The following is a 15,016-nucleotide window of genomic DNA, read 5'->3' on the forward strand; positions in this document are numbered from 1 at the left end:
CCGGCCGGTCGGGGCCGACGCCGCGTACGATGCCGGCATCCCCTCTGCGACCGACCGCGACCGGCGGACGTACGCCGTCGCGGTGCCGCCCGGCGCCACCGCGCCGACCAGAGGGGTGCAGATGCTCGACGGAGTGCTCTTCGTCTGCCAGGCGAACATGTGCCGGTCACCGATGGCCGAGTTCATCGCCCGCCGGCTGCTGGCCGGCCTCCCGGTGGAGGCGACCAGCGCCGGCACCGACGCGGTCGACGGCGCGGCCATGCATCCGTACGCCGTCCAGGTGGCCGCCGCGGCCGGCGCGGACGTCACGGCGTTCCGCACCCGCCGACTGCGTCCGGAGCACCTCACCGCGGCCGATCTGGTGCTGACCGCCACCCGTCGGCAGCGTTCCGCCTGCACCGCGCTCGCACCGGCCGCGCTGGGCCGCACGTTCACGCTGCACCAGTTCGCCCGGCTCGCCGTCGCCGCGGCTCCGGCCGGCACGACGGGGGACAGCCCGGTGCGGACGGCGGTGGCCGCGGCCGTCCGCGCCCGGGGGCGGCTGCAACCCGCCGCCCCCGGCGCGGACGACCTGTGGGACCCGATCGGTGGCTCCCCGGCCGACTTCCGTCGCTGCGCCGAGGAGATCGAACGGTCGATCCGGCCCGTGTTCGCGCTCATCGCGACAGCCGCGTGAGTTCCTGCGTCCGGTTTCCCACGGGAGCCTGAGCGCCCCGCCGGGTCGCCTCGGCCCGGTCCGCGGGCACCGCGGTGGGGGCGGGCGGCACGACCACCTTGTACGTCTCGTACTGGTAGGCGTCCGACTTGCCGACCTTGGCCATGTTGAGCACGCAGCCGAGCAGGCGCACCGACACCGAGCTGAGCGAGCGCGCCGCGGCGGCCACCTGGCTGCGCGAGGTACGCCCCTGCTGGGTGACCAGGAGCGCGCCGTCGGCCTGCACGGCCACCACCACGCCGTCGGTGACCGCCAGCAGCGGAGCGGTGTCGATGATCACGATGTCCGCCGACTCGCGCAGCGCGACCAGCAGGTCCGCCATCGCCTTGGAGCCGAGCAGCTCGCTCGGGTTCGGCGGGGCGGCGCCGCTCGGGAGCACCAGCAGCGACTTCTCGCCCCAGCGCTGCACCACGTCACCGACCTGGACGTCGCCCACGAGGACGTCGGTGAGTCCGACCCCGCCGTCGAGGCCGAGGTAGTCGGCGGCCTTCGGGCGGCGCAGGTCGGCGTCGATGAGCAGCACCCGCCAGCCCGCCTCGGCAAGCGCGATGGCGGTGTTGCAGGCCAAGGTGGTCTTCCCCTCGCCCTGCAGGGCGCTGGTGACCGCGATGACCCGGGCCGGCTCGTGCACGTCGACGAAGCGCAGGTTGGTCCGGAGCTTGCGGACCGCCTCGGCCCGGGCCGAGGTGGCCGCTTCGCCGACGATCAGCGGGGCGGCCTTCGCCCCGGACTCGAACGGGATCTCGCCCAGCAGCGGGCTGCCGGTCACCCGTTGCAGCGCCACGGCGTCCCGCATCCGCACGTCGGCCAGGCCGCGCAGCACGGCCAGGCCGGCGCCGGCCAGCAGGCCGAGCAGTCCACCCAGGATCAGGTTGCGTGCCGGTCGCGGCGAGACCGGGCTCGAGGTCACCCGCGGGCCGCTCACCACCTCGATCTTGATCGGTGACGCCTGGCCGTCGGCCGGGGTCTCCACCTTCCGGACCAGCTCGGTGAACTTCGCCGCGAGCGCCTCGGTGGTCTTCAGCGCCCGGGTCTGGTCGGTGTCGGTGAAGGTGACGCTGAGCAGCACCGTCTCCGGTTTGGCGGCGGTGGTGATCCGGCCGCGCACCTGATCCGCGGTGAGCCCGAGCGGCGCGTCGGCGACCACGCTCTGCGCCAGCCGGTCGCTGGTGAGCAGGTCGGCGTAGGACTTCACCCGCTGCTGCAGGAAGAGGCTGCCCTGGAAGGCGTCGGTGACGCCCTGGCTGGGCGTGGTGACGAAGAAGGTCACCGTGGCCTGGTAGCGCGGCGGCGTGCGGACCGTCACCAGGGCTGCGGTACCCAGGGCGACCATCACCGTGATCAGCACGATCCACCAGTGGCGTCGGACCAGGCGCAGGTAGCCGAGAACATCCATCACGCTCCCCCTCGCGACACGCCGGTCTGCCGATGAAACTGCACGAATGCCCCCTAAAACCACCAGTCGTCGTGCCAGGATCGAATCGCCCATTCAACACGTTAGGCGATTAGAAGAACCTAAACGACGCAACATGCTCAGATGACCCGAATCTGCGTATTCCGGATAGGACACGAGGGCAATTCATGGATCCTGAAACCGCCGCCGCCGAAGACGTCGTGCGACCCCTCCGCCGAATCACCCATCGCGCCGCCACCCTCTCCCTGTTAACGCTGGACACGGCCGCGTGGTGCGGCGGTTTTCTCAGCGCCGCCTGGACCCGGTACGAGTTCGAGCTGAGCGCCCCCAGAGGCGCCTGGACGCTCGGCGTCGCGCTCGCCTGCGCCGCGCTCTACGCGCTCCTCACGTTCGTCCGGTCCCGGCTCTACGGCCGCCACCCGATCGGCAGCGCCGGGGACGCCCGCGGGCTCGCCGGCCGGGTCACCATCGCCGCCGTCGTCACGCTCGTCGCCGTGCTTCCCTGGGCCGACCGGCCGGTCCCGGCGACCACCCCGATCGTCGGCGGCGCCGTCGCGCTGGTGCTGATGGCGGCCGGCCGCGGTCTGTGGCGCGCCCACGCCGACCGGCGCCACCCGGCCGCGCAGCACGCCGAACGGTGCCTGGTCTACGGCGTGGACGCGGCCAGCGAACGGCTGGTCCGGGCGCTGTTGCACGACCCGGAGAGCAACTACCGGCCGGTCGGCCTGCTCGACGACGCCCCGGAGAGCCGTGGGCTCCGGCTGGAGGGCCTGCGCGTGCTCGGCGGGCGCCAGCAGGTCGGCGCCGTCGTCCGCGCCACCCAGGCCCGTACCGTCATCTTCTCGATGAGCTGCTCGGACGCGGGGCTGCTGCGCGACGTGCGCACCCGCACGCTGGAGGCCGGCGCCGCGTTCAAGGTCCTGCCCCCGGTGCGGGAGCTGCTCGACCGGCCGGTCGCCGCGACGGACGTCCGCGATCTCCAGCTCGCCGACCTGCTCGGCCGCGCCCAGCGGGTGGCCGAGCTGACCGTCGAGCGCGGCGGTCTCGCCGGCCGTCGGGTGCTGGTGACCGGCGCCGGCGGGTCGATCGGCTCCGAGCTGTGCCGGCAGATCGCCCGGTGCGAGCCGGACGAGCTGATGATGCTCGACCGGGACGAGTCGGCGTTGCACGCGCTGCAGATGTCCCTGCACGGCCGGGCGCTGCTGGACGGCCCCGAACTGATCCTCGCCGACATCCGCGACGCCGAGGGCATCGCCCGGGTGGTCGCCGACCGGCAGCCCGACGTGGTGTTCCACGCGGCCGCGCTGAAGCACCTGACCATGCTCCAGCGGCACCCCGGCGAAGCGATCATGACCAACATCTGGGGCACCCTGAACGTGCTGCAGGCGTGCCGGGACGTCGCCCGGTTCGTCAACATCTCCACCGACAAGGCGGCGAACCCGACGAGCGTCCTCGGCTACTCCAAGCGGATCACCGAGCGGCTCACCGCCCACCAGGCCCAGCGGTTGGACGGCACCTACCTGAGCGTCCGCTTCGGCAACGTGCTCAGCAGCCGGGGCTCCGTCCTCACCGCGTTCCAGGCGCAGATCCGGGCCGGCGTGCCGATCACGGTCACCCACCCCGACGTGACCCGCTATTTCATGACCGTGCAGGAGGCCGTGCAGCTGGTCCTGCAGGCCGCCACGATCGGCCGCGGCGGCGAGGCGCTGGTGCTCGACATGGGTGAGCCGGTCCGGATCGCCGACGTGGCGCGCCGGCTGGCCGCCGAGGCGGACCACCCGGTGGACATCGTCTACACCGGGCTGCGAACCGGTGAGAAGCTGCACGAGCACCTCTTCGGCGCCGACGAGTCGGACAACCGCCCGCTGCACCCGTTGATCTCGCACGTGCCGGTGCCCCCGCTCGACCCCGACGAGGTGCGCGGGCTGGACCCGTACGCCGACCCGGAAGAACTGGTCAAGCGGATGGCGGCGTTCTGCGAGACGGTCGGCTCGGCCCTGCCGGCGTTGCCCGGGCAACGCTGAGCCGCCCACCGGTGCGGTCGCCACGCGGACGCGGCGCCCGCACCGGTTCGACTCGCCGCCGGGCCGCCGGTGGCGATAGGGTTGACCGCGGTGTGCCGGGAAGCCTGGTCGGCGATGTGATCAGCCGACCCCTTTTCCCGAGACGGACACCCTGTGCCTCAACACCCTCCCCGCCCCTCCCGCCTGCTGGCCCGCCGTTCCTGGCCGGAGGCCCGCTTCCTGGCCGACGTGCTGCGCACCGAGACGGTCGGCGGCGGGCTGCTGCTGCTCGGCGCGGTCCTCGCCCTGGTCTGGGCCAACTCGCTGTGGCGCTCGGCGTACGCCGGGCTGGGCGACTGGGTGCCCTGGCCCGGTGGCGCGGCGCTGCACCTCGACCTCGACCTCGCCACCTGGGCCGCCGACGGGCTGCTGGCGATCTTCTTCTTCGTGGTCGGGCTGGAGCTCAAGCGCGAGTTCGTCGCCGGTGACCTGCGCGACCCCCGGCGGGCCGCGTTGCCGGTGGTCGCCGCGGTCGGCGGCATGGTGGCGCCGGCGTTGATCTACCTGGCGGTGACGGCGAGCGCCGGCGGCGCGGGGATGCGCGGCTGGGCGATCCCCACCGCCACCGACATCGCCTTCGCGCTGGCCGTGCTCGCCGTGATCGGCTCATACCTGCCGCAGGGACTCCGGGCGTTCCTGCTCACCCTCGCGGTGGTCGACGACCTGCTGGCGATCACCATCATCGCGGTGTTCTACACCGCCGACTTCCGGCCACTGCCGCTGCTCGGCGCGCTGCTGCCGATCGCCGTGTTCGCGCTGCTGGTGCAGCAGCGGCGCACCTGGTGGTGGGCGCTGATCCCGCTCGCGGCGAGCGCCTGGGTGCTGGTGCACGCCTCCGGCGTGCACGCCACGGTGGCCGGGGTGCTGCTCGGCTTCACCGTGCCGGTGCTGGCCGGCCGCAACGGCGAGCCCGGGCTGGCCGAGCGGCTGGAGCACCGCTGGCGGCCGATCTCCGCCGGCCTCGCCGTGCCGGTCTTCGCGTTCTTCGCCGCCGGGGTCTCGCTCGTCGACGTCGACCTGGGTGAGGTCGCGCGCGACCCGGTGGTGCTCGGGGTGGCCGGCGGCCTGGTGCTCGGCAAGGTGATCGGGGTGTTCGGCTCGACGTTCCTGCTCGCCCGGTTCACCCGCGCCGAGCTGGACGAGGAGATCACCTGGGCGGACCTGGCCGGCCTGGCGCTGCTGGCCGGCATCGGCTTCACGGTGTCCCTGCTCATCGGCGAGCTGGCGTTCGGTCCGGGCAGTCCGGAGGACGCGCGGGTCAAGGCGGCGGTGCTGGCCGGCTCGTTGATCTCCGCCGGCCTGGCCGCCGTCGTGCTGCTGCGCCGCAACCGGGTCCACCGGCGGATCAGCGAACGGGAGAGCCGGGACGACGACGGTGACGGCATCCCGGACGTCTACCAGGAACGGCTCGCGTGACCCGAACGCGCCGGGCGCCCGCCGGGGCCGCGGCCCGCGCCCCGCGCGCACCGGGGGGGGTGGGGGCGCCCCGGGGGGGCCCCCGCCCCGCGGTCCCCCCCCGCGGGGGGGCCCCGCCCCGGGGGGGGCCCCCCCCCCGCCGCGGCCCCCCCCCGGCCCCGCCCCCCCCCCCCGCGGGGGCCCCCCCCCCCCCCCGCCCCCGGGGGGGGGGGGCGCCCGCCCCACGGCGATCAGCGGCGGTGCTCGGCGCGCCGGTCGGCGCCCTCGTCCTCGGTCTCCTCCAGCGCGTCGGCGAACGGCTCGGTGAGGTCGTCACCCGGCACCGCGACCTGCTCGGCGCGGTCCTGCTCGTCCGCGCGACCGCCGGCCGGCGGCTCCGGCGCCGTGGCGCCCCCGGCGAAGCCGTACTCGTTGGGCTCGTCGTGCCTGCTCATGCGCGGAACCTCCCGGTCGTCCGATTCGGTGGCGGGCCGGGCGGCGCTCGTCGCACCGCCGCGGCGTCACCTCCGGTACTTACCCACCGTCGTGGTTCCTGATCATCCGAGGAGGGCTCAGCTCAGCTCCCGGATCGCCTCGAAGATCAGCCAGAGACCGCAGATGGCGAACAGCACGGCCGCGCCGAAGCGGATGGCCCGCTCCGGCAGGTGCCGGCCGAGCATGCGGCCCACCAGGATCGCCAGCGCGTCCGCGGCGACCATGCCCAGCGTCGAGCCGAGCCAGGTGCCGAACCAGCCGTACTTGGTGGCCAGCGTGATGGTCGCGAGCATGGTCTTGTCGCCCAGCTCGGCCAGGAAGAACGCGACACCGACCGCGACGATCGCCGACTTGGTGCTGCGTTCGGCCTTGCGCTTCTCCTCCTCGGTCAACTTGTCGCCCCGCAGCGTCCAGGCGCCGAAGCCGAGGAACGCCAGACCGGCGATCAGCGAGATCCAGCCCGTGGGCAGGGCCGCGTTGAGACCGACGCCGATGGCCACCGAGGCCAGGTGGACGATCGCGGTGGCGACGGTGATGCCGATGAGCACCGGCACCGTCCGGAAACGCGTGGCGAACGTCAGGGCCATGAGCTGGGACTTGTCCCCCAGCTCGGCGACGAAGATGACGCCGAAGCTGACCACCAGCGCGACGAGGAAACCCTCCATGTGAACCTTCCCGATCAAGCCGGGTGGAGAGACAGGGGCGCCCTCGACCCGGCTGCGACAGCCTGAGTCGAAGGTCTCGCCCGCCCCGGGGACCGGGGCCGCGTGGCCGGGTGCGGAACGCACCAGTGTGTCGACCACGACATTGGGGGCTACTCCCCTTCGCGCCGCCCAGCCTAGCCGATCACCATCCGAGCCGCCCGCCGGGTGTGGCCGGGGCCACCCGCCTCAGTCGGCCCGGGCCAGGCTCACCCCGAACAGCCCGTCCGGATCGGTCCAGAAGGCCTGGCGTACGAAGCCGGCGCCGGCCAGCTCGTCCGCGATCCCGGCCGGCCGGAACTTGGCCGAGACCTCGGTCCGCATCTCCTCCCCGGCGGCGAACGCGACGTCCAGGTCCAGCGCCGCCACCCGTACCCGGGCCGGGTGCTCGGCGCGCAGCCGCATCTCGATCCACTCTCGCTCCGGGTCCCAGGCCGCCACGTGGCGGAACGCCTCGACGTCGAAGTCCGCGCCCAGCTCCCGGTTGACCACCCGCAGCACGTTGCGGTTGAACTCGGCGGTCACCCCGGCCGCGTCGTCGTAGGCGGGGACGATCACGCCCGGGTCCTTCACCAGGTCGGTGCCGATCAGCAGCCAGTCGCCGGCCTCCAGCGCCGCGCGCGTGGCGGTGAGGAACCCGGCCCGCTCCACCGGCAGCAGGTTGCCGATCGTGCCGCCGAGGAACGCCACCAGGCGCCCGCCACCGGTGGGCAGCCGGTCCAGGTGGCGGGTGAAGTCACCCACGATGCCCCGCACCCGCAGCCCCGGGTACGCCGCGGCGATCTGCGCGGTGGACCCGCGCAACGCGCTGACCGAGACGTCGAGCGGCACGAACGTGCCCAGGTCGCCGTGGCGGGTGAACGCGTCCAGCAGCAGCCGGGTCTTCTCCGACGAGCCCGACCCCAGCTCGATGAGCGTCTTCGCCCCGGTCATCGCCGCGACGTCGTCCGCGTGCGCGGCCAGCACCGCCCGCTCGGCCCGGGTCGGGTAGTACTCCGGCAGGCGGGTGATCTCCTCGAACAACTCGCTGCCCCGGGCGTCGTAGAACCACTTCGGCGGCAGCCACTTCGGCGACGAGGTCAACCCGACCCGCACGTCCTCCCGCAGCGCACGGTCGAGGTCCTGCTCCTCCAGGTGGATCTCCAGTGGCTCAGCGCTCATCGAGAAGTCCTCTCTGCTACCGGTCGATGGGTGGTCAGGCGGTGGTCAGCTCGCGGACGTCCAGCCCGGCGGCGGTGGCCAGCACCAGCCGGCCGTCCGGCACCGCCTGCCAACCGGGGTCGTCGTCGAACGGCTCGGAGGCCAGCACCACCGAACCGGGGCCACGCCGCACCGACAGCGCGTGCCCGGCCACGCTCGCCACCACCGTCGAGCCGTCGGTGAGCAGCACGTTCAGCCGCGAGCCGGGAGCGGCCGCGGCGACCGCCGCGACGGTGCCGGCCACCGCCTCGCCGAGCGTCGCGCCGCAGCGCAACCGGTGCCGCACCAGCGCCCAGATCACCGCCGAGTCGGTCGGCACCTCCAGGGTCAGCAGGTCCCGGACGGGCAGCCCGGCGGCGAGCGGGACCAGGCTGTCCGGCCAGCCCCGGACCACACCGTTGTGGCTGAACAGCCAGCGCCCCTCGGCGAACGGCGCGGCGGCGGTCTCGTGCAGCGGCATGCCCACCGTGGCGGAGCGGACGGCGGCCAGCACCGCCCCGGCGGACGTCACGGCGGCCAGCTCCGGCAACGTCGTGTCGCTCCACATCGGCTGGGCCCGCCGGTAGCGGACCGGATCCGCGCCGTCCGGGTACCAGCCGACCCCGAAGCCGTCGGCGTTGATGGTGCCGCCGCCGCGCATGTCGCGCGGCGCCCAGGACTGCCGCAGCAGCCCGTACGGCGGGTCGTGCAGCAGGCTCCGCAGGGTGACCGGTGGTCCGAGGTACGCGAGGTGACGGCACATCGGGCCGGTTCACTCCCCCGGGCCGGCGTCGCGGGCGCAGCGGAAGCCGCTGAAGATCTGCCGCCGGATCGGGTAGTCCCAGTTGCGGAACGTGCCCCGGCACGCCGACCGGTCGGTGCCGAACGAGCCGCCGCGCAGCACCCGATGGTCGTCGCCGAAGAACACCTCGGAGTATTCGCGGTAGGGGAACGCGGTGAAACCCGGGTGCCCCCGGAACGTGCCGGCGGTCCACTCCCAGACGTCGCCGATCAGCTGGTGCACGCCGAGCGGCGAGGCGCCCTGCGGGTACGCGCCCACCGGCGCCGGCCACAGGTGACGCTGCCCCAGGTTGGCGTGCGCGGCGGTCGGGTCCTCGTCGCCCCAGGGATAGCGGCGGGAGCGGCCGGTCGCCGGGTCCCAGCGGGCGGCCTTCTCCCACTCCGCCTCGGTGGGCAGCCGCTTGCCGGCCCAGGCGGCGTACGCCTGCGCCTCGTACCAGCAGACGTGCACCACCGGCTCGTCGTCGCGCACCGCGCTCCAGCGGCCGAACCGGCGGTACGCCCAGCCGTCGCCGTCGCGCCGCCAGTGCATCGGCGCGCTCAGCTCGGCCTCGACCCGGTGCCGCCAGCCGTCCTCGCTCCACCAGCGCGACCGGTCGTAGCCGCCGTCGGCGACGAACGCGCGGTAGTCCCCGTTGGTCACCGGCGCGGCGTCGATGAAGTAGGCGGGCAGGTCGACGGTGTGCGCCGGGCGTTCGTTGTCAAGCGCCCACGGGTCGGTGGAGGTGCCCATGGTGAACGGTCCGGCCGGCACCAGCACCTCGCCGGCGACGGACGACCGGGGCTCCGGCGGGGGCGGGGCGTCCAGCACCGGCACACCGGCGCGCAACTGGTGGGTGGCGAGCATCGTCTCGTCGTGCTGCTGCTCGTGCTGCACGATCATGCCGAACGCGAAGCCGTCCTCGACCAGCCGGCGGTCGGTGAAGCGGATGCCGTCCAGCAGGTCGTACACCTTGTCCCGCACGGTACGCACGTACGCGCGCGCCTCGGCCGGCGGCAACAGCGGCAGCGACGGCCGGTCCTTGCGGGGCTGCTTGAACGCGTCGTAGAGATCGTCGATGTCGCGGCGCACCGGCTCGCGCCCGCCGACGTCGCGCACCAGCCACAGCTCCTCCTGGTTGCCCACGTGCGCCAGGTCCCAGACCAGCGGCGACATCAGGGTGGAGTGCTGCCGGACCAGATCGTGGTCGTCCACCGCGTCGGTCAGCGACGCGGTGCGGGCGCGGGTGCGCTCCAGCTCCGCCGCGATCCGGGCGCGCAGCTGCTCGGCGTCCGTTCCGGGCCGCTCGGTGGTGGTCACCGGTCTCCCCTCTCCGCGGCGGCACGGCGCCGCCGGATCGCTCGACGGACCCGGTCGTGGAGCCCGGCCGGCAGGTCCAGCCCGGGCAGGGCGGTCGACGCCAGGTCGAACAGGGTCGCCGCCGCGGTCGCCAGCGGACGCTCGGCCAGCCCACGCCGGGCCGCCGTGTGCCAGCGGTCGGCGACCGGACCGGCCGCGGCGAGCGCGTCGCGGGTGGTGGGCGGGTCGGCGAAGAGCGCGGCCAGCACCGTCAACGGCACGGCCCACTCCCGGCCGGGCTGGGCGTCCAGGTAGCGCAGTTCCAGGTAGCCACGCGGGCGCACCGGCGGGAAGAGCGTGCTGACGTGGTATTCCAGGTCGTCGGTGGTGGGCGGGCGGGGCAGCGCCCCGGCCAGCCAGTCGGCGAAGGTCACGCCCTCCGGCGGGGTCCAGTCCGGGCCGTCGCCGCGGACGCAGAGCAGCGGCGCGGCGAGCACGTACCCGGTCCAGGCGGTCACCGGGTCGTGGCCGGCGTCGGCCGGCGACCAGACCGGGCGGGTGCGCCCCGGGTCGATCGCCAGCCAGGCGGCCATCCGGGCGGACGCCCAACCGGTGGGCCGGCCCGCGTGCCGGTCGGCCGTGGCGAACGCGGCCAGCAGCGGTGGTCCGACGGCGTGCGCAGCGGCCCACCGCTGCGCCAACTGGTCCGGCTCGCCGGCATCCAGGCAGACCTGGAGCCCGGCCGTGCCGTACATCATGGTTCGCCCGGCCGGACCGCGCCGGTCGAAGACGCGGCGCATGGCCCGGTAGCGGGGGGTCTCGACGACCGGCCGCGGTGGGCGCCACGGGTCGATCCCGGCGCCGCCCAGCACCAGGCCGGCAGCGTCCAGCAGGGCCCGCAGCTCGGCGGCGTCGGCCTCGGTGGCGAGGACGAGCGCGGCGACCGACGGTCGCGGTGGGGCGGAGATCTCCACCTGCCCGCCGGGCTCCACGGTCACGGTGCCGCCGTGCCGGAGCTCGTCGGCCGGGCTGGTGGGGTCGAGGGTGACGGGGCTGTGCCGTCCCAACGCCTCGCGCAGTCGCTCGCGGCCGACCGGGCGGGTCGGGTCCGCGGCGTCGTGCACGGTCCATTCCAGTTCGACGCCGGTGAGGGTGGGTGGGCCGGTCTTGAAGCAGATCCGGGCCAGGTGCCCTCGGGCCGCGGCCTCGTCCCCCAGGACGGTGGCCCGGTCCAGCTCCGGCGACATCACCATGTCACGGCTCCTCTCCCGGAGACGGGCGACCACGCCGTCGCCCTGGACCCGGCCGGGACGGCCCGGTCCGCGCGTCCCACCATCCTCTGTCTAGCAGACGGAATCCGCGCGCCCGGAGAGATGAATTTTTGTCCGGAATCTGATCGCGTCGGACGGCTCAGTCGTCGTCACCGTCGACGGGTCCGGGCTTGCGGTCCTCGTCGCCCGGCGACGGCTTCGACTTCGGCGCCGGCGCAGTGGGGGCCGCGGTCGGCTCCGTCCCCCGGCAGTAGCTGTCCACCCGGTCGGCGCCCCCGGCTGCGGCCACCAGGTCGGCGAAGCCCGGCTTGGTCAGGGCCTTGGCCCGTTGCGGTTCCTTCTTGGCCAGGTAGGCGCGGCACTGACCGGCGAGCTTGCCGTCGACCGGCGGCGGGACCGGACGCCCGCCGGGGGGCGCGGCGGACCGCGGTGCAGTGGGCGACGGCGGAGTCGGCGACGGCGCCGCGCCGGACGCCTCACCGGCCGGACCGCTGGGCACCGGCCGCGAGGGCCCGGCGCCGGTCGGGCCGGTGCCCGCCGTGGTCGAGGTCGGTGGGATCACCGGTTCCGGGTTCCGGTCCAGCCGCACGGCGGCGAACGCCACGCCGGCGACCGCGGTGGCGGCGAGGCCGGACAGAGCGGCGGCGATCCGGAGACGGCGGCGCGGGCGGGGCACCGGCGACGGCGACGGGATCTGGGGGGTGGCGCGGGCGGCCCGGAAGGCGGCCAGCGCCCGTTCCTCGCCGTCGAGTTCGTTCGCGGTGGCCGGGGCGGCTGCGGCGGCGAGCAGTCGGGTCAGCGGGTCGGCGCCGGCCGGCGTCGCGGCGCGCGCGGCGTCGAGACGCCGGTCGGACTCCGCCCGGTCGGCGGGCCCGACGGGTCCGGGAGAGTTCATGCCGTTTCCCCTCACGTCAGCCCTCCGCCGGCTCGGCCTCGGGCGCGTGCGGCGCCGGACGGTCGGTGCGGGGACGGGGCGGCACGGCGCCCCGGGCGCCCTCCGGAGCCACACCCGGCGCGTCCTCCGCCCGCTCCAGCATCGCCGCCAACCGGCGCAGCCCACGATGCGCCGCCGTGCGCACCGCGCCGGCTCGCCGCCCCAGCACCCGTCCGGCGGTCTCGGCGTCGAGGCCGATGACGGCTCGCAGCATCACCGCTTCCGCCTCGGCCGGCGGCAGGGTGCGGATCAGCGCCAGCGCGCTCTCGGTGCCGATGGCCTCACCGGCGCGGTCCGCGGTGTCGGCGTCCGCGGCCAGGTCGGTGAGGGCCTGCACGGGCACCGGGACCACGGGTCGCCGCCGTTGCCGGCGCAGGTGGTCCATGGCCCGGTTGCGGGCGATGGTGACCGCCCAGGCACGGAACTCGCCGCCGGTGAACGAGGGCAGGTCCCGGGAGATCTGCAGCCAGGTCTCGGAGGCCACGTCCTCGGCTTCGGTGCCCACCAGCGTGGTCAGGTAGCGCAGCAGGGCCGGTTGCAGGCTGCGGTAGAGGAAGCGGAACGCCTCCTCGTCACCGGCCCGCGCCGAGGCGACCGCCTCGGTCAGCTCCGCGGTCACGGTCGCCGCCCGGGCCGGGCCGGCGCCGCGGGCCGGGGGTACGCCGACGCGGGAGACCACACCGCCATCCGCACCTCGGCCCCCCGCTGAGCTGATCGGCACCGGCTCGGAACCGGTGCGCACCTGGACACCGCCGGCGGCACGGCCGGGGCGGGACATACCGTACCGGCGGTGCGGGACGACCGGGAGCCCGGCCGGTCGTTGAGGTGCGAGTGGGCAGCCGGCAAGGGCGCGGAGCGGCGGAAAAGCGAGAGAAATGTCCAAGCCGGCTGTCGGCGTGTCGGTGTAACGAAGGCCACCCCACCGACGCTGCACAGCGTCACAAATGGGGCGGATCCCGCCGGGAAGAGCGGACACCGGCCCCGACACGAGCCCATTCTGGCCCATCGTACCCGCCCGATCACGGTCAGCGCACCGGCCGCCTCGCCCCGACCGTTCGGCCGACCGACTCGCAGCCGCTTGCCGATCGCGACAGGAGAGATCGCCGGGAAATACTTCGGGGCCGCTGTGGGTACGGTATGGGGATGCTCAGCTCCGACGTCGTACTCAGCGGTCGGTACCGCCTGGATGACCGTGTCGCCACCGGCGGCATGGGCGACGTCTGGCGTGCCAAGGACCTGGTGCTCGGCCGTCAGGTGGCGGTGAAGGTGCTCCTTCCCGCGCTGGTCTCCGACCCCGACTTCATCGCCCGGTTCCGGTCCGAGGCGCGGATCATGGCGTCGCTGCGCCACCCCGGCGTGGTCCAGGTCTTCGACTGCGGCGAGGACGAGCTGCCCGACGGCAGCCGCGCCGACTACCTGGTGATGGAATTCGTCGCCGGGGAGCCGCTGTCCCGGCGGATCGAGGACGCCGGGCAGCTCGAGGTCGCCGAGACCATGTCGATCGTGGCCCAGGTGGCCCAGGCGTTGCACGGGGCGCACGGCCGGGGCATCGTCCACCGCGACGTGAAGCCGAGCAACCTGCTCGTGCAGGACGACGGCACCGTGGTCCTGGTCGACTTCGGGGTCGCCCGCTCGACCAACGTCACCAGCATCACCAGCGCGAACGCGGTGCCCGGCACCGCCCTCTACATGGCGCCCGAGCAGGCCTCCGGCCGTCCGGTCTCGGGTGCCACGGACGTGTACGCGCTCGGCGCGGTGGCCTACTGCTGCCTGACCGGCAGCCCGCCGTTCACCGGCGACAACCCGCTCCAGGTGGCCGTGCGCCATCTCGACGACGAGCCGCCGGAGCTGCCGGCGGAGATCCCGGCCCCGGTCCGTGAGCTGGTGTCCCGGGCGCTGGCCAAGGACCCCGCCGACCGTTACCCGAGCGCCGCGGCGATGGCCGACGCCGCCCGGGCCGCGCGGTCCGTGTCGCCCAGCGCGACGGTGCCGGCGGCGCTGCGGGGCGCGGCCGGTCCGGCGCCGACCCGCGGCGACCAGCCGGTGGTGCGGTCGGCGGCCACCGCCGCGGCCCCCCGCCGCCGGAGCCGGCGCGGTGCGCTGGTCGGCGCGCTGGGCGCGGTGCTCGTGGCGGTGACCGCGCTGGGCGCGATGCTGGCCGCCGCCAAGGACGCGGAGGCGCCGGCCACCGAACTCGATACCAACCCGCCCGCCGTGGCGCCGAGCAACTCGGTCGCCGACACCGCGGTCACCGGCGAGCCGCCGGCCGGCGTCGATGGCGACAACTGGCACCCGACCGGTTCGAACGACCGGCCCTCGGCGTCGGCCTCGGCGTCGCCGAGCGCCTCCCCGAGCGGGTCGGGGCAGTCGAGCCCGTCGGGCACCCCGTCGACGGCGCCGACCGCGCCGAGCACCGCGCCGACCACCAGCTCGCCCCCGGTCCAGACCACCGCGCCGACCGAGACCACCACCACGACGACGGCCCCGGCCGGCGGCGACGGGGGCGGCGACGCCGGCGGTCAGCCGATCTCCCGTCCCTGAGTCACCCGACCTGGTCCCGCCGCCGACGCGGGACCGGGCCGGGCCGACGGTCAGTCCGCACCGAGCGACGCCACCACCGGCCGGCGGCGACCAGGTCGAGGTCGACGGCGTCGAGGGCGACGACGCGGGACTGCCCTACGCCGTACTCCCGACGCAGGTCACGGGCGGCGAGGGCGACGCCGGTGGGCGCGCGCTCGACCCCGGTCCGCCCACGGTCGTCCCCGACCG

13 protein-coding genes are annotated in these 15,016 nt (G+C 75.1%); 4 read left to right on the top strand and 9 right to left on the bottom strand.

The features are described 5' to 3' along the window. The first annotated feature begins 121 nt into the window (after positions 1 to 121). Positions 122 to 676, top strand: a complete 555-nt coding sequence (locus ACGFI2_RS04775; RefSeq protein ID WP_393510671.1) for a low molecular weight phosphatase family protein — start codon at positions 122 to 124, stop codon at positions 674 to 676. Here the strand turns inward: ACGFI2_RS04775 and ACGFI2_RS04780 are convergent. Further along, positions 657 to 2,111, bottom strand: a complete 1,455-nt coding sequence (locus ACGFI2_RS04780) for a polysaccharide biosynthesis tyrosine autokinase (protein ID WP_393510673.1) — start codon at positions 2,109 to 2,111, stop codon at positions 657 to 659. The genes ACGFI2_RS04775 and ACGFI2_RS04780 overlap by 20 nt on opposite strands. Positions 2,112 to 2,296: 185 nt before the next feature. On the opposite strand from ACGFI2_RS04780, the gene ACGFI2_RS04785 reads away from it, so the two are divergent. Then, positions 2,297 to 4,153, top strand: a complete 1,857-nt coding sequence (locus tag ACGFI2_RS04785) for a polysaccharide biosynthesis protein (RefSeq protein WP_393510676.1) — start codon at positions 2,297 to 2,299, stop codon at positions 4,151 to 4,153. A 153-nt stretch (positions 4,154 to 4,306) separates the two neighbouring features. Then, a complete protein-coding gene (gene nhaA, locus ACGFI2_RS04790) occupies positions 4,307 to 5,608 on the top strand; it encodes a Na+/H+ antiporter NhaA (protein ID WP_393510678.1) in 1,302 nt (433 codons plus the stop codon). A gap of 230 nt (positions 5,609 to 5,838) precedes the next feature. On the opposite strand, the gene ACGFI2_RS04795 is transcribed toward nhaA, so the two are convergent. The 8 genes from ACGFI2_RS04795 to ACGFI2_RS04830 form a co-directional block, all read right to left on the bottom strand. Continuing rightward, positions 5,839 to 6,042 carry a hypothetical protein gene (locus tag ACGFI2_RS04795; RefSeq protein ID WP_393510681.1) on the bottom strand — a complete coding sequence of 68 codons (204 nt, stop codon included), beginning with the start codon at positions 6,040 to 6,042 and terminating at the stop codon, positions 5,839 to 5,841. Between the two features lie 117 nt (positions 6,043 to 6,159). Beyond that, positions 6,160 to 6,747 carry a TMEM165/GDT1 family protein gene (locus ACGFI2_RS04800; protein ID WP_393510684.1) on the bottom strand — a complete coding sequence of 196 codons (588 nt, stop codon included), beginning with the start codon at positions 6,745 to 6,747 and terminating at the stop codon, positions 6,160 to 6,162. 225 nt (positions 6,748 to 6,972) lie between these two features. Then, positions 6,973 to 7,944, bottom strand: a complete 972-nt coding sequence (egtD, locus tag ACGFI2_RS04805) for an L-histidine N(alpha)-methyltransferase (protein WP_393510686.1) — start codon at positions 7,942 to 7,944, stop codon at positions 6,973 to 6,975. 34 nt (positions 7,945 to 7,978) lie between these two features. After that, positions 7,979 to 8,725, bottom strand: a complete 747-nt coding sequence (gene egtC, locus ACGFI2_RS04810; protein ID WP_393510688.1) for an ergothioneine biosynthesis protein EgtC — start codon at positions 8,723 to 8,725, stop codon at positions 7,979 to 7,981. Positions 8,726 to 8,734: 9 nt separating this feature from the next. Then, positions 8,735 to 10,063 (bottom strand): ergothioneine biosynthesis protein EgtB, encoded by a 1,329-nt coding sequence (gene egtB / locus ACGFI2_RS04815; RefSeq protein WP_393510691.1) that lies wholly within the window; start codon positions 10,061 to 10,063, stop codon positions 8,735 to 8,737. Next, on the bottom strand, positions 10,060 to 11,295 hold the full coding sequence (gene egtA / locus ACGFI2_RS04820) for an ergothioneine biosynthesis glutamate--cysteine ligase EgtA (RefSeq protein ID WP_393510694.1): 1,236 nt from the start codon (positions 11,293 to 11,295) through the stop codon (positions 10,060 to 10,062). Before egtA ends, egtB begins: the two co-directional genes overlap by 4 nt. A gap of 157 nt (positions 11,296 to 11,452) precedes the next feature. Next, positions 11,453 to 12,208 carry a hypothetical protein gene (locus ACGFI2_RS04825; RefSeq protein WP_393510697.1) on the bottom strand — a complete coding sequence of 252 codons (756 nt, stop codon included), beginning with the start codon at positions 12,206 to 12,208 and terminating at the stop codon, positions 11,453 to 11,455. A 16-nt stretch (positions 12,209 to 12,224) separates the two neighbouring features. Then, entirely contained in the window at positions 12,225 to 12,866 is a 642-nt protein-coding gene (locus tag ACGFI2_RS04830; protein ID WP_393511609.1) for an RNA polymerase sigma factor, read from the bottom strand. Between the two features lie 524 nt (positions 12,867 to 13,390). On the opposite strand from ACGFI2_RS04830, the gene ACGFI2_RS04835 reads away from it, so the two are divergent. Further along, positions 13,391 to 14,788 carry a serine/threonine-protein kinase gene (locus tag ACGFI2_RS04835; RefSeq protein WP_393510700.1) on the top strand — a complete coding sequence of 466 codons (1,398 nt, stop codon included), beginning with the start codon at positions 13,391 to 13,393 and terminating at the stop codon, positions 14,786 to 14,788. Positions 14,789 to 15,016: the final 228 nt, after the last annotated feature.

Source organism: Micromonospora sp. NPDC049282, from assembly GCF_043197045.1.
In the GTDB taxonomy this organism is placed as follows: domain Bacteria; phylum Actinomycetota; class Actinomycetes; order Mycobacteriales; family Micromonosporaceae; genus Micromonospora.

Excerpts from the sequence above, each read along its gene's own strand:
- ACGFI2_RS04780 (WP_393510673.1), bottom strand. The coding sequence starts at position 2,111 with ATGGATGTTCTCGGCTACCTGCGCCTGGTCCGACGCCACTGGTGGATC.
- ACGFI2_RS04835 (WP_393510700.1), top strand. The coding sequence starts at position 13,391 with ATGCTCAGCTCCGACGTCGTACTCAGCGGTCGGTACCGCCTGGATGAC.
- ACGFI2_RS04800 (WP_393510684.1), bottom strand. The coding sequence starts at position 6,747 with ATGGAGGGTTTCCTCGTCGCGCTGGTGGTCAGCTTCGGCGTCATCTTC.
- egtC (WP_393510688.1), bottom strand. The coding sequence starts at position 8,725 with ATGTGCCGTCACCTCGCGTACCTCGGACCACCGGTCACCCTGCGGAGC.
- ACGFI2_RS04785 (WP_393510676.1), top strand. The coding sequence starts at position 2,297 with ATGGATCCTGAAACCGCCGCCGCCGAAGACGTCGTGCGACCCCTCCGC.
- egtD (WP_393510686.1), bottom strand. The coding sequence starts at position 7,944 with ATGAGCGCTGAGCCACTGGAGATCCACCTGGAGGAGCAGGACCTCGAC.
- ACGFI2_RS04795 (WP_393510681.1), bottom strand. The coding sequence starts at position 6,042 with ATGAGCAGGCACGACGAGCCCAACGAGTACGGCTTCGCCGGGGGCGCC.
- egtA (WP_393510694.1), bottom strand. The coding sequence starts at position 11,295 with ATGGTGATGTCGCCGGAGCTGGACCGGGCCACCGTCCTGGGGGACGAG.
- ACGFI2_RS04775 (WP_393510671.1), top strand. The coding sequence starts at position 122 with ATGCTCGACGGAGTGCTCTTCGTCTGCCAGGCGAACATGTGCCGGTCA.
- ACGFI2_RS04825 (WP_393510697.1), bottom strand. The coding sequence starts at position 12,208 with ATGAACTCTCCCGGACCCGTCGGGCCCGCCGACCGGGCGGAGTCCGAC.